Origin of the sequence: Streptomyces sp. NPDC097617 (genome assembly GCF_044761485.1) — a bacterium.
Classification (GTDB): domain Bacteria; phylum Actinomycetota; class Actinomycetes; order Streptomycetales; family Streptomycetaceae; genus Streptomyces.
This window is the reverse complement of sequence record NZ_JBIWCL010000023.1, coordinates 44,640-56,831: the sequence shown is the minus strand read 5'-3', so window position 1 is coordinate 56,831 and position 12,192 is coordinate 44,640. Positions and strand designations below refer to the sequence as shown.

Annotated in this window: 13 protein-coding genes; 9 read left to right on the top strand and 4 right to left on the bottom strand. The window is 67.8% G+C overall.

The genetic code is table 11. The features are described 5' to 3' along the window. Positions 1–47: 47 nt before the first annotated feature. Together dnaN and dnaA are read right to left on the bottom strand one after the other, a co-directional pair. Positions 48–1,178, bottom strand: coding sequence for a DNA polymerase III subunit beta (gene dnaN, locus ACIQZO_RS30050; RefSeq protein ID WP_403631955.1), 1,131 nt, complete (start codon positions 1,176–1,178; stop codon positions 48–50). A gap of 874 nt (positions 1,179–2,052) precedes the next feature. Continuing rightward, the gene (dnaA, locus tag ACIQZO_RS30045; RefSeq protein WP_403631952.1) at positions 2,053–3,831 is read right to left on the bottom strand and encodes a chromosomal replication initiator protein DnaA; all 1,779 of its coding nucleotides are present in this window, start codon (positions 3,829–3,831) and stop codon (positions 2,053–2,055) included. Between the two features lie 355 nt (positions 3,832–4,186). On the opposite strand from dnaA, the gene rpmH reads away from it, so the two are divergent. The 9 genes from rpmH (at position 4,187) to ACIQZO_RS30000 (ending at position 10,657) form a co-directional block, all read left to right on the top strand. After that, positions 4,187–4,324, top strand: coding sequence for a 50S ribosomal protein L34 (rpmH, locus tag ACIQZO_RS30040; RefSeq protein WP_100597229.1), 138 nt, complete (start codon positions 4,187–4,189; stop codon positions 4,322–4,324). A gap of 21 nt (positions 4,325–4,345) precedes the next feature. Further along, a complete protein-coding gene (rnpA, locus tag ACIQZO_RS30035; protein WP_403631949.1) occupies positions 4,346–4,720 on the top strand; it encodes a ribonuclease P protein component in 375 nt (124 codons plus the stop codon). Further along, on the top strand, positions 4,717–4,998 hold the full coding sequence (yidD, locus tag ACIQZO_RS30030; protein WP_075970728.1) for a membrane protein insertion efficiency factor YidD: 282 nt from the start codon (positions 4,717–4,719) through the stop codon (positions 4,996–4,998). Before rnpA ends, yidD begins: the two co-directional genes overlap by 4 nt. 3 nt (positions 4,999–5,001) lie before the next feature. After that, entirely contained in the window at positions 5,002–6,105 is a 1,104-nt protein-coding gene (yidC, locus tag ACIQZO_RS30025; RefSeq protein WP_403631945.1) for a membrane protein insertase YidC, read from the top strand. Positions 6,106–6,120: 15 nt separating this feature from the next. Beyond that, complete coding sequence (locus tag ACIQZO_RS30020; protein WP_403631943.1) at positions 6,121–6,633, top strand: protein jag; 513 nt, start codon at positions 6,121–6,123, stop codon at positions 6,631–6,633. Positions 6,634–6,769: 136 nt separating this feature from the next. Continuing rightward, positions 6,770–7,486 (top strand): 16S rRNA (guanine(527)-N(7))-methyltransferase RsmG, encoded by a 717-nt coding sequence (rsmG, locus tag ACIQZO_RS30015; RefSeq protein WP_403631940.1) that lies wholly within the window; start codon positions 6,770–6,772, stop codon positions 7,484–7,486. A 277-nt stretch (positions 7,487–7,763) separates the two neighbouring features. Then, positions 7,764–8,852: a ParA family protein gene (locus ACIQZO_RS30010; protein WP_403631937.1), complete on the top strand. Its 1,089-nt coding sequence runs from the start codon at positions 7,764–7,766 to the stop codon at positions 8,850–8,852. Beyond that, complete coding sequence (locus tag ACIQZO_RS30005) at positions 8,849–9,937, top strand: ParB/RepB/Spo0J family partition protein (protein ID WP_403631934.1); 1,089 nt, start codon at positions 8,849–8,851, stop codon at positions 9,935–9,937. The genes ACIQZO_RS30010 and ACIQZO_RS30005 overlap by 4 nt, the downstream gene beginning before the upstream one ends. Before the next feature lie 102 nt (positions 9,938–10,039). Continuing rightward, entirely contained in the window at positions 10,040–10,657 is a 618-nt protein-coding gene (locus tag ACIQZO_RS30000) for a GNAT family N-acetyltransferase (protein ID WP_403631931.1), read from the top strand. Positions 10,658–10,727: 70 nt separating this feature from the next. Here ACIQZO_RS30000 and trxA read toward each other — a convergent pair whose 3' ends face one another. Further along, the gene (trxA, locus tag ACIQZO_RS29995) at positions 10,728–11,069 is read right to left on the bottom strand and encodes a thioredoxin (protein WP_403631928.1); all 342 of its coding nucleotides are present in this window, start codon (positions 11,067–11,069) and stop codon (positions 10,728–10,730) included. 59 nt (positions 11,070–11,128) lie between these two features. After that, positions 11,129–12,088 (bottom strand): thioredoxin-disulfide reductase, encoded by a 960-nt coding sequence (gene trxB, locus ACIQZO_RS29990; protein ID WP_403631925.1) that lies wholly within the window; start codon positions 12,086–12,088, stop codon positions 11,129–11,131. Positions 12,089–12,192 lie beyond the last annotated feature (104 nt).

Sequence of the window (12,192 nt, the reverse complement as noted above, 5' to 3'; positions counted from 1 at the left end):
CAGGCCCGGTCTCGCGGGCGGCGAAACCGGGCCTGACCTGGGAAAAATCAACCGGAGAGGCGCACCGGCATGATCAGGTACTTGTACGCCTCGTCGGCTTCCGCGTCGATCGCCGGGCGGCCGCTGAGCAGCGCGGGCTTGGTCGACGTGGTGAAGCTGAGCTGGGCCACCGGGGAGGCGATCGCGCTCAGGCCGTCCAGCAGGAAGGTCGGGTTGAAGGCGATCGAGATGTCGTCGCCGTCCAGCTGGGCGTCGACCCTTTCCACAGCCTGTGCGTCGTCGGAGGAGCCGGCTTCCAGGATCAGCACGCCCTGCTCGAAGCTGAGGCGGACCGGGGTGTTGCGCTCGGCGACCAGGGCCACGCGCTTGACGGCCTCGACGAAGGGCGCGGTCTCGATCACGGCGATCGAGTTGAACTCCGTCGGGAACAGGGTCCGGTACTTGGGCAGGTCGCCCTCGAGCAGCCGGGTGGTGGTGCGGCGGCCGGCGCCCTCGAAACCGATCAGGCCCTCGCCCGCACCGGAGCCGGACAGCGCCAGGGTCACGGTGTCACCGCTGGTCAGCGAGTTGGCGATCTCCTGGAGCGTCTTGGCGGGCACCAGGGCCACGGCCGACGCGTCCGGGTTCTCCGGCTTCCACAGGAACTCGCGGACCGCGAAGCGGTAGCGGTCGGTGGAGGCCAGGGTGACGCGGTCGCCCTCGATCTCGATGCGGACACCGGTCAGCACCGGCAGCGTGTCGTCACGGCCGGCGGCGGTGGCCACCTGCTTGGCGGCGGAGGCGAAGACCTCGCCGGCCACGGTCCCGGTCGCGGTCGGCATCTGCGGCAGTGCCGGGTACTCCTCCACAGGCAGGGTGTGGAGTGTGAATCGCGAGGAGCCGCAGACCACGGTCGCCCGTACACCGTCTGTGGAAATCTCCACCGGGCGGTTGGGGAGGGCGCGGCAGATGTCCGCCAGCAGCCGGCCGGAGACCAGGACGGTGCCGTCCTCCTCGACGTCCGCCTCGACGGAGACGCGGGCCGAGACCTCGTAGTCGAAGCCGGAGAGGCTCAGCGTGCCTTCCTCGGCCTTGAGCAGCAGGCCCGCGAGAACGGGCACCGGCGGCCGGGCCGGGAGGCTGCGGGCGGCCCAAGCCACCGCCTCCGCCAGTACGTCGCGCTCCACCCGGATCTTCACCGGAACCGCCTCCTGCTGTTGCTCGCTCGTCTGCCGGCCTTCGTCGTCGGCTCGTCGATGCCTCGACCGATGCCGGGAACCAGTCTGACGTACGGCGCCGACAGTCGGTGCGGCCGGCGGTCAAGTCGGGAGCGAGGCGTCGGGGCGGGCGATCGACGAGTTGTGCACAGGACCCGCTTGAAAACCGAAACCGGCCTAACTCTCTATGGGGGTAGTAGTAGGGCCTGTGGAAACGGTGGATAAGCCCGTTTGCGCAGGTCAACCCCGGTTTTTTATCCACCGACCCTGTGGGCGACACCGGTGGACAACCCCGTGTCTCTGTGGAGAACGAAAAGTTCTGCACAGGCTGTCCCCAGGAGACCCCCACTAGTCCACAGGTGCGTCCCCAGCTTTCCCCCGGTACTCCACAGCCCAAACGTCTACATCCGTGTGACGGCTTTCACTCCGGGCGGTGAGAGGGGGTGGTGTGTTGCCGAACAGTGGACAAGGGTGTGGAGAAGGCATCGGATCCTGTGCACAGGACGTGGAAACCTGTGGGTCGACGGTGGACAACGCCGTGGACAGTGCTGTGGACGAAATATTTGTCCACAGCCTGTGGATAGCGGTTGTGCACAATTCCACAGGGGCTTGACCTGCCCTGATGGAGACTCACCCCGCATGCCTGTGGACAGATTGTGGGCGACGGAATCCGTCCCCAGGGTGTGGACGGAAGAAAGTCTCCCAATCTGTGGATGAGTTGCTCCCTCGGGGGCGTATTCGAACAGGTCAGGGGCGCGCGAACGAAGAAGGGCGCCCCCGTTGTGGACCGGGAGCGCCCTCTGCATGCGTGTGAAGGGGCCCTGAAGGGGCCTTGAAGCGGGGGTCGGGGCCGCGCTCAGGCGTTCTTGATGCGGTTCGTGAGCTCGGTGACCTGGTTGTAGATGGAGCGGCGCTCGGCCATCAGCGCGCGGATTTTGCGGTCCGCGTGCATCACGGTCGTGTGGTCGCGGCCGCCGAACTGCGCCCCGATCTTGGGCAGCGACAGGTCGGTGAGCTCCCGGCACAGGTACATGGCGATCTGCCGGGCGGTGACCAGGACCCGGCTGCGCGAGGAGCCGCACAGGTCGTCCACGGTCAGGCCGAAGTAGTCGGCGGTGGCCGCCATGATGTCGGAGGCGGTGATCTCCGGTGCGCTGTCCTCGCCGCCCGGGATCAGGTTCTTCAGGACGTCCTCGGCCAGGCCCAGGTCGACCGGCTGCCGGTTCAGGCTCGCGAAGGCCGTGACCCGGATCAGCGCCCCCTCCAGCTCGCGGATGTTGCGCGAGATGCGGGAGGCGATGAACTCCAGTACCTCCGGCGGGGCGTTGAGCTGCTCCTGGACGGCCTTCTTGCGCAGGATCGCGATACGGGTCTCCAGCTCGGGCGGCTGGACGTCGGTGATCAGGCCCCACTCGAAGCGGTTGCGGAGCCGGTCCTCCAGGGTGACCAGCTGCTTGGGCGGCCGGTCGGAGGAGAGCACGATCTGCTTGTTGGCGTTGTGCAGCGTGTTGAAGGTGTGGAAGAACTCCTCCTGCGTCGACTCCTTGCTCGCGAGGAACTGGATGTCGTCGACGAGCAGGATGTCCATCTCGCGGTAGCGCTTGCGGAACGCGTCGCCCTTGCCGTCGCGGATCGAGTTGATGAACTCGTTGGTGAACTCCTCGGAGCTCACGTACCGCACCCGGGTCCCGGGGTAGAGGCTCCGCGCGTAGTGCCCGATCGCGTGCAGCAGGTGCGTCTTGCCGAGGCCCGACTCCCCGTAGACGAAGAGGGGGTTGTAGGCCTTGGCGGGCGCCTCGGCGACGGCCACCGCGGCGGCGTGCGCGAAGCGGTTGGAGGCGCCGATGACGAAGGTGTCGAAGAGGTACTTCGGGTTCAGCCGCGCGGTCGGCTCCAGCGGGCCCGAGGTGGAGCCGCCGGAGGGGGACGGGGCCGACGAGGGCCGGCCGGGAGCCTGGCGCGGCGCGGGCTGCTCGTACTTCTGTTGCTCGTACTTCTGTTGCTCGTACTGATGGTTCTGGTGCTGCTGCTGGGAGTCGTACGGCGACTGCTCGTACTTCTGCTGCTCGTAGGAGCCCTGGTCGTAGCCGGAGGGCTCGGACTGCTGCATATAGCCCGGCTGCGGTGAGGCGTACGGGTCGCGCTCGGGGAAGCCGCCGAGGCGCGGCTGCTGCCAGCCGTAGTCGTCCTGCTGGCCGCCGCGGGGCCAGGCGCCGGGCTCGGGGCGCTGCTGCTGGTAGTCCGGGTAGGCGGGGCGGGCCGTGGGGAGCTGGTCGTCGCCGGGGCCGCCGCCGGGGCGCTGGCCGCCGTAGGGCTCGTACCCGCCCTGCTGCTGGGGCGGGGCGGGGGGCGCGGGCTCGCCGGCGGAGTCGTCCACGGTGATGGCGATCCGGATGGGGCGGCCGCACTCGCGGCTCAGCGCGTCACTGATCAGCGGGGCGAGGCGGCCCTCGAGGACGCGCTTGCCCCACTCATTGGGGACGGCGAGCAGTGCGGTGTCGGCGACGAGTGCCAGGGGCTGACACCGCTCGACCCACTGCTTGTCCTTCGGTTCGATCCCCGGCTGTCCCTCCCCGAGGAGCTTCTCGAGCACCCTTGGCCACACTGCGGCAAGATCGGCAGGTACGTCAGCCACAGAGCACGCTCTCTCACAGGGGTCCCACGAATGTGTGGTTCTTTGGGACGGTCGGGACAAAAAATCCGGGGTCAGTCAACGGTAGTCAGGCCAGCGGGTACGGTTCAAGTCGTTGTCCACAGCCTGTGCACAGTGTGCGGCCACGTCGGCTCGGTTTGACCGGACGGCGTAGCCGCGCGTACCGTAACGAGGTCGAGTTGTCGATGGCTGCTGCCGCCTGCCTATGGATGGGCGAAGGTCACTATTAGTGATCGTTTAGCGGTGCCACTCGGGCGAACACGCGAGTTTCCTCGTGGGCGCACGGTGACAGCCAGGCGATGTCCCGCCACAACGATTCATTCTCTGGAGCCCCCGAGTGAGCAAGCGCACCTTCCAGCCGAACAACCGCCGTCGTGCCAAGACCCACGGCTTCCGCCTGCGGATGCGTACCCGTGCCGGTCGCGCGATCCTCGCGAACCGTCGTGGCAAGGGCCGCGCCGAACTTTCCGCGTAACAACACGCAGGTCGTGACGTCGTGCTGTCTCCCGAAAACCGGCTGAGGCGGCGCGAGGACTTCGCGAGCGCGGTACGTCGAGGTCGTCGGGCTGGTCGCCCGCTCCTCGTCGTCCACCTACGTACAAGCGGTGCAACGGACCCGCACGAGCCGGGGGAGATCGATCCCTCGACGCGTGCGGGTTTCGTCGTCAGCAAGGCTGTCGGCAACGCCGTCATACGTAACCGGGTCAAGCGCCGTCTTCGCCATCTGGTCCGCGAGCGGCTCTCTCAGCTGCCCGCCGGTAGCCTGGTGGTGGTACGAGCGTTGCCCGGAGCGGGCGATGCCGGCCCCGACGCGCTGGCCCGGGACCTTGATGCCGCTCTGGTGCGGCTCCTGGGAGGCGTGGCTCGATGAAGTACCCGCTGCTCGCTTTGATCAAGCTGTACCAGTGGACGATCAGTCCGCTGCTCGGGCCGGTGTGCCGCTACTACCCGTCGTGTTCGCACTACGGGTACACGGCCATCGACCGGCATGGTGCGGTGAAGGGGACGGTCCTGACCGCTTGGCGGATCCTGCGGTGCAATCCGTGGTCCCCGGGTGGTGTGGACCATGTCCCACCCCGTAAACGCCCGCGTTGGCACGAGCAGCTGCGCAGTGCGTTGCGTAGATCTCGCAATGCTCAAGGAGCCTGATTAGTGGACACGATCGCCGGTCTGTTCAGCTTTATCACCACACCCGTTTCCTGGATCATCGTTCAGTTCCACTCGCTCTACGGGGCAGTCTTCGGGCCGGACAGCGGGTGGGCCTGGGGCCTGTCCATCGTGTCCCTGGTGGTCTTGATCCGTATCTGCCTGATCCCGCTCTTCGTGAAGCAGATCAAGGCGACGCGGGGTATGCAGGCGCTCCAGCCGAAGATGAAGGCGATCCAGGAGCGCTACAAGAACGACAAGCAGCGTCAGTCCGAAGAGATGATGAAGCTGTACAAGGAGACGGGTACCAACCCGCTCTCCTCGTGCCTTCCCATCCTGGCGCAGTCCCCGTTCTTCTTCGCTCTCTACAGCGTGCTCTCGAGCATCGCCAACGGTAAAGAGATCGGCTACATCGACGGCCCGCTGCTGGCCAGCGCCCGTCAGGCCCACATTTTCGGTGCTCCGCTCGCCGCCAAGTTCACGGACAGCGCCGAGAAGGCCGCGAGCCTCAACGCCTCGATCACCGATGTGCGCGTCGTCACCGCCATCATGATCATCATGATGTCGCTGTCGCAGTTCTACACCCAGCGTCAGCTGATGCAGAAGAACGTGGACCTCTCGGTCAAGACGCCGTTCATGCAGCAGCAGAAGATGCTGATGTACATCTTCCCCGTGATCTTCGCCGTCATGGGCATCAACTTCCCCGTCGGTGTTCTCGTCTACTGGCTGACCACGAACGTGTGGACCATGGGCCAGCAGATGTACGTGATCAACCAGAACCCGACGCCGGGCAGCAAGGCGCAGGACCAGTACCTCTCCCGCCTGCTGAAGCACATCGGCTCGCACGGTGACGTGAAGGGCCGGAGCAAGAAGAAGGTCGTCGCCGCGATCGTCGCCAAGGGCCCGGACCGCAACGACAACGAGCGCAAGTTCATCACCACCCTCACCAAGCAGGGCATGGCCGCCCAGCCCGACGGCAGTGTGATCAAGAGTTCCGAGGCCACGGCAGACTCGGATGCGGCGAGCGGCGGTGCCGCGAAGCGCCAGCAACCGAAGCGCCAGTCGAAGTCGCAGCGTCAGACGCCCAGCAAGCCCACTCCCAAGAAGTAAGAAGGAGTCCCTCCCGTGACGGAAGGCACCACCACCGCCGCCGCTGAGAGTGGCGACACCCTGACCCGCCTCGAGCAGGAGGGTGAGATCGCGGCCGATTACCTCGAGGGTCTGCTGGACATCGCCGACCTGGACGGCGACATCGACATGGACGTCGAGGCCGACCGGGCCGCGGTGTCGATCGTCAGTGAATCGACCGGCCGTGATCTGCAGAAGCTCGTGGGCCGCGACGGTGAGGTTCTGGAGGCTCTGCAGGAGCTGACCCGCCTCGCCGTGCACCGGGAGACCGGGGACCGCAGCCGGCTGATGCTGGACATCGACGGGTTCCGCGCGAAGAAGCGCGAGGAGCTGGCGGCGCTGGGCGCCCAGGCCGCGAAGGACGTGAAGGCGTCCGGCGAGCCGCTGGAGCTGGCCCCGATGACCCCGTTCGAGCGGAAGGTCGTCCACGACGCCGTGGCGGCCGCCGGTCTGCGCAGCGAGTCCGAGGGCGAGGAGCCGCAGCGCTTCGTCGTTGTGCTTCCGGCCTGATCGCCGGCGCAAGTTGTTCGGCCCCGTCTGTGTCGCAGGCGGGGCCGATGTTTGTCAGCCTGGCCTGACAAGTGAACGACGCTTCACCTTGAAGACGTGGTTCTTCAGAACCATGCGGTACGGAAGGACGGTCCCCGTGACGGAGGCAGCAGAGCTTCCCCCGGCGCCTGAAGAGGCGCGCGCGGTGTTCGGTGAGTTTTTCCCGGAAGCTGTGCGGTACGCGGAGCTGCTGGCGGACGCGGGAGTCAAGCGGGGCCTGATCGGGCCGCGTGAGGTGCCGCGCCTGTGGGAGCGGCACCTGTTGAACTGCGCTGTGCTGTCGGAGGTGGTGCCCCAGGGCGTCACCGTGTGCGATGTGGGCTCGGGTGCCGGGCTGCCCGGTATCCCGCTGGCTCTGGTGCGCCGGGATCTCAAGATCACGCTGCTGGAGCCGCTGCTGCGGAGGACGACCTTCCTCCAGGAGGTCGTGGAACTGCTGGGCCTGGACCACGTCACGGTGATGCGCGGTCGGGCCGAGGAGGTCCTGGGCAAGCTCCAGCCGGTGCACGTGGTGACGGCGCGGGCGGTGGCTCCGCTGGACCGGCTGGCCGGCTGGGGTGTGCCCCTGCTGCGTCCGTACGGCGAGATGCTGGCGCTGAAGGGTGACACCGCGGACGAGGAGCTGGTGTCGGCGAAGACGGCGCTGGCGAAGCTGGGTGTGGTGAAGACCTCGGTGCTCCAGGTCGGCGAGGGTCTGGTGGATCCGCTGTCGACGGTGGTGCGGGTCGAGGTGGGAGAGAGCCCCGGCGGGGTGAGGTTCGCGGCCAAGCGGGCTAAGGCTGCACGGGTGGGACGTACGCGTCGCCGCCGGTGATGGTCCGTTGATTCTGTGCTGACCGGGGGCCCAATGCGGAGATTTCATCCGCGTTGGGCCCTATAGGTATGGATTTCGGAGTGTCGTAGCGGCGTGAAGACTCCGTCCGGGCATCGTGTTTCACGTGAAACGTCGCTCTCTGCTGCACGGAATCATCAGCCGCGGTCGTGCGGCAGCGTCCCCGCGTTCCCGCAAGGACGGAAGGGGGACGGAGTTGTCCACATCGGTGGATTCATCCACAGGAGTACGGGCCCCGCTGGTTCGCGAGCCGGGTGGCATGGCAGGCTCTGTTCATCGCGAGCCTGATGTCGAGGAGAGTGACACCGTGCGGTCCGACGCCAACCTCGCGGGGCCGATGACCGATCCGGTCCCCGGTCCCCGCTCTGAATCGGCGGGTGAGGATGTTTCACGTGAAACATTGCCTCCGCCTCTTGTAGACAACGACACCCCCATCGGCCGAGCCGCCCAGCAGGCGGTCGAGGCGCTGGGGCGCGCCGGAGAGAGGCTGCCCCGGCCGAACCAGACGCGGGTCATCGTGGTGGCCAACCAGAAGGGCGGCGTGGGCAAGACCACGACGACCGTCAACCTGGCGGCTTCACTGGCCCTGCACGGTGCACGGGTCCTGGTGGTCGACCTCGACCCGCAGGGCAACGCCTCCACGGCGCTGGGTATCGACCACCATGCCGATGTGCCCTCGATCTACGACGTGCTCGTGGACAGCCGGCCTCTGCTGGAGGTCGTCCAGCCGGTGGTGGACGTGGAAGGGCTCTTCTGCGCCCCGGCCACGATCGATCTGGCGGGTGCGGAGATCGAGCTGGTGTCGCTCGTGGCGCGGGAGAGCCGCCTCCAGCGGGCGATCCAGGCGTACGACCAGCCTCTCGACTACATCCTGATCGACTGCCCGCCCTCGCTCGGCCTGCTGACGGTGAACGCGCTGGTGGCTGGCGCGGAGGTACTGATCCCGATCCAGTGCGAGTACTACGCGCTGGAGGGGCTGGGTCAGCTGCTCCGCAACGTCGATCTGGTGCGAGCCCACCTCAACCCGGCGCTCCACGTGTCGACCATCCTGCTGACGATGTACGACGGCAGGACCCGGCTGGCCTCGCAGGTGGCGGAGGAGGTGCGCAGCCACTTCGGCAAGGAGGTGCTGCGAACGAGCATCCCCCGATCGGTGCGAATTTCCGAAGCGCCGAGCTACGGGCAGACGGTGCTCACCTACGACCCGGGTTCCAGTGGTTCCCTCTCCTACCTGGAGGCAGCGCGAGAGATCGCGTATCGGGGGGTCGGAATGCAGTACGACGCTCGGCACGCCCATCTGGGCCCGGGCATGAACAGCACGCAGAGTGTGGCGGAGGGGATCCAGTGAGTGAGCGACGTAGAGGCCTGGGGCGGGGGCTCGGTGCGCTGATCCCGGCGGCTCCGCAGGAGAAGACGCCGCCGGTGATCAGCGCCGGCTCGACGTCCCCGTCGGCGGTGCCGACGCTGGCTTCGGAGCGGGGGGTCGCGGCGGCGAAGCTGGCCGCGCTCGTGCAGGCCGATGTTTCACGTGAAACATCGCTTCCCCTTGCCCCCGTGGTCGAGCCGGAGCCCGAGGCCGAGACCAATGTGGTGGCAGGGGCGACATTCGCCGAGCTCCCGATGGACGCGATCACGCCGAACCCGCGCCAGCCGCGCGATGTGTTCGACGAGGACGCGCTCGCCGAGCTGGTGACCTCCATCCAGGAGGTGGGTCTGCTTCAGCCGGTGGTCGTGCGGCAATCGGCCCCCGGCCGCTATGAGCTGATCATGGGTGAGCGGCGCTGGCGTGCCTGCCGCGAGGCCGGGCTGGAGGCCATTCCGGCGATCATCCGGGCGACGGACGACGAGAAGCTGCTGCTGGACGCGTTGCTGGAGAACCTGCACCGCGCTCAGCTGAACCCGCTGGAAGAAGCCGCGGCCTACGACCAGCTGCTCAAGGACTTCAACTGCACCCACGATCAGCTGGCCGACCGGATCGGGCGCTCGCGTCCCCAGGTGTCGAACACGCTGCGGCTGCTCAAGCTGTCCCCTTCGGTGCAGCGCCGGGTGGCCGCGGGTGTGCTGTCCGCCGGACACGCGCGTGCCCTGCTCTCGGTGGACGATTCCGAGGAGCAGGACAAGCTGGCCCACCGGATCGTGGCCGAGGGCCTGTCGGTGCGTGCGGTCGAGGAGATCGTGACGCTGATGGCCTCGGAGCCGTCGAGTGCGGTGAAGCCGAAGGGTCCGCGTGCGGGTGCCCGGGTGGCTCCGGCTCTCAACGAGCTGGCGACGCGGCTTTCGGACCGCTTCGAGACGCGGGTGAAGGTGGACCTGGGCCAGAAGAAGGGCAAGATCACCGTCGAGTTCGCCTCGATGGAGGATCTGGAGCGAATCCTGGGATCGCTGGCGCCGGGCGAGGGCCGGGTGCTGGAGCAGGGACTCACCGGGGAGTGAACCCCGGGCCGCCGAGGGGCGGATCGCGACGGTGCGAACCGACGCGGTCCGCCCCTTCGCTTTGCTGTCGAAGAACGATCGACCAGTGGATACGATGCGTTCATGGGTCGTCGGCTGGTACCGCTCACGCTGGACAACCTCCAGGACCTCCCACGTCGTTGCCGGTCCTGTGTCTTCTGGGAGCTGGATCCGGTCAGCGGTGAGGCCGCCGTGAAGGCGGGTACTGCGGCCCAGGAGAAGGAGGCGTGGATTTCCGCCGTCCTGCTGGAGTGGGGATCCTGCGGCCGAGTGGTCTACGTGGACGAGGTTCCGGTGGGCTTCGTCCTCTACGCGCCGGCCGCGTACGTGCCGCGGGCCACCGCCTTCCCCACCAGCCCGGTCTCGCCGGATGCCGTGCAGCTGATCACCGCCTGGATCATGCCGGGGTATCAGAGCCAGGGCCTCGGTCGGGTGATGGTTCAGACGGTGGCGAAAGACCTGCTGCGGCGGGGATTCCGCGCCATCGAGGCGTTCGGGGACGCGCATTGGGAGGGCCCGGCGTGCCTGTTGCCGGCTGACCACCTGCTCGCGGTGGGCTTCAAAACGGTCCGTCCCCACCCTGTGCATCCGCGGCTGCGGCTCGAGCTCCGGTCGACGCTGTCATGGAAGGAAGACGTGGAGCTGGCGCTGGACCGGCTGCTGGGCGCGGCCCGCAAGGAGCCGGCGCTGCGCCCGCTGTGAGCGTGGAACGCGGAACGGGGCCGCCCCCATGCAGGGGCGGCCCCGTTTCACGTGAAACATGGATCGACCGTCAGGCGGTCTTGACCTCGACGAACTCGGCGAGGTCGCGCAGGATGGCGGCCTTCGGCTTCGCACCGACGATGGTCTTGGCGACCTCGCCACCCTGGTAGACGTTCAGGGTCGGGATGGACATGACGCCGTACCTGGCGGCCGTGGCCGGGTTCTCGTCGATGTTGAGCTTGACGATCTCGATCTGGTCGCCGTATTCGGCGGCGATGGCCTCGAGGGACGGCGCGATCTGGCGGCACGGGCCGCACCACGCGGCCCAGAAGTCCACCAGCACGGGCTTCCCGCTGGCGAGAACCTCGGCGTCGAAGTCAGCGTCGGTCACGTTCTTGAGGGTGCCGGCCACAGCGGCCTCCTTCATCTTTTCTGCGGGGTGTGGGGTGGGGTGGTGCGGGGGCGGAGCGGTCAGACCGCTGCGTGGGCCTTCTCGGCGTCCGCGAGGGCGGCGAGGAAGCGCTCGGCATCGAGGGCGGCGGAGCAGCCGGTGCCCGCTGCCGTGATGGCCTGACGGTAGGTGTGGTCCACGACGTCGCCGGCGCCGAACACGCCGTTGACGCTGGTCCGGGTGGAGGGGGCGTCGACCTTGAGGTAGCCCTCCTGGTCGAGGTCCAGCTGGTCCTTGAACAGCTCGGTGCGCGGGTCGTGGCCGACGGCGATGAAGAGGCCGGTCACGGGCAGCTCGGAGGTCTCACCGGTCTTGGTGTTGCGCAGGGTGAGGCTCGAGAGCTTCTGCTCGCCGTGGATCTCGGAGACCTCGCTGTCCCAGGCGAACTTGATCTTGGGGTCGGCGAAGGCGCGGTCCTGCATGGCCTTCGAGGCGCGCAGGCTGTCGCGACGGTGGACGATCGTGACGGACTTGGCGAACCGGGAGAGGAAGGTGGCTTCCTCGATCGCGGTGTCACCGCCGCCGACGACAGCGATGTCGTGGTCCTTGAAGAAGAATCCGTCGCAGGTGGCGCACCAGGAGACACCGCGGCCGGAGAGCGCGTCCTCGTTCGGCAGACCGAGCTTGCGGTGCTGGGAACCGGTGGTCACGATGACGGCCTTGGCGCGGTGCACGGTGCCGGCGGTGTCGGTGACGGTCTTGATCTCACCGCTGAGGTCCACGGACACGATGTCGTCCGGAACCAGCTCCGCACCGAAGCGCTCGGCCTGACCCCGCATGTTGTCCATGAGGTCCGGGCCCATGATGCCGTCCTGGAAGCCCGGGAAGTTCTCCACCTCGGTGGTGTTCATCAGGGCGCCACCCGCGGTGACGGCGCCCTCGAAGACCAGCGGCTTGAGCGAAGCGCGTGCGGTGTACAGGGCGGCGGTGTAACCGGCCGGCCCGGAGCCGATGATGATCACGTTTCGAACGTCGCTCACGGGTTTCTTCCTCGTTTCTGCGGACTGCGTACTGCCTACCGGGGGCCGGTGCGGACTCTCACCCCACCCAACGGATCCTACGGCGCATGCATTCCCCACCGGCC

Excerpts from the sequence above, each read along its gene's own strand:
- yidD (WP_075970728.1), top strand. The coding sequence starts at position 4,717 with ATGAAGTACCCGCTGCTCGCTTTGATCAAGCTGTACCAGTGGACGATC.
- ACIQZO_RS30010 (WP_403631937.1), top strand. The coding sequence starts at position 7,764 with ATGGCAGGCTCTGTTCATCGCGAGCCTGATGTCGAGGAGAGTGACACC.
- ACIQZO_RS30000 (WP_403631931.1), top strand. The coding sequence starts at position 10,040 with ATGGGTCGTCGGCTGGTACCGCTCACGCTGGACAACCTCCAGGACCTC.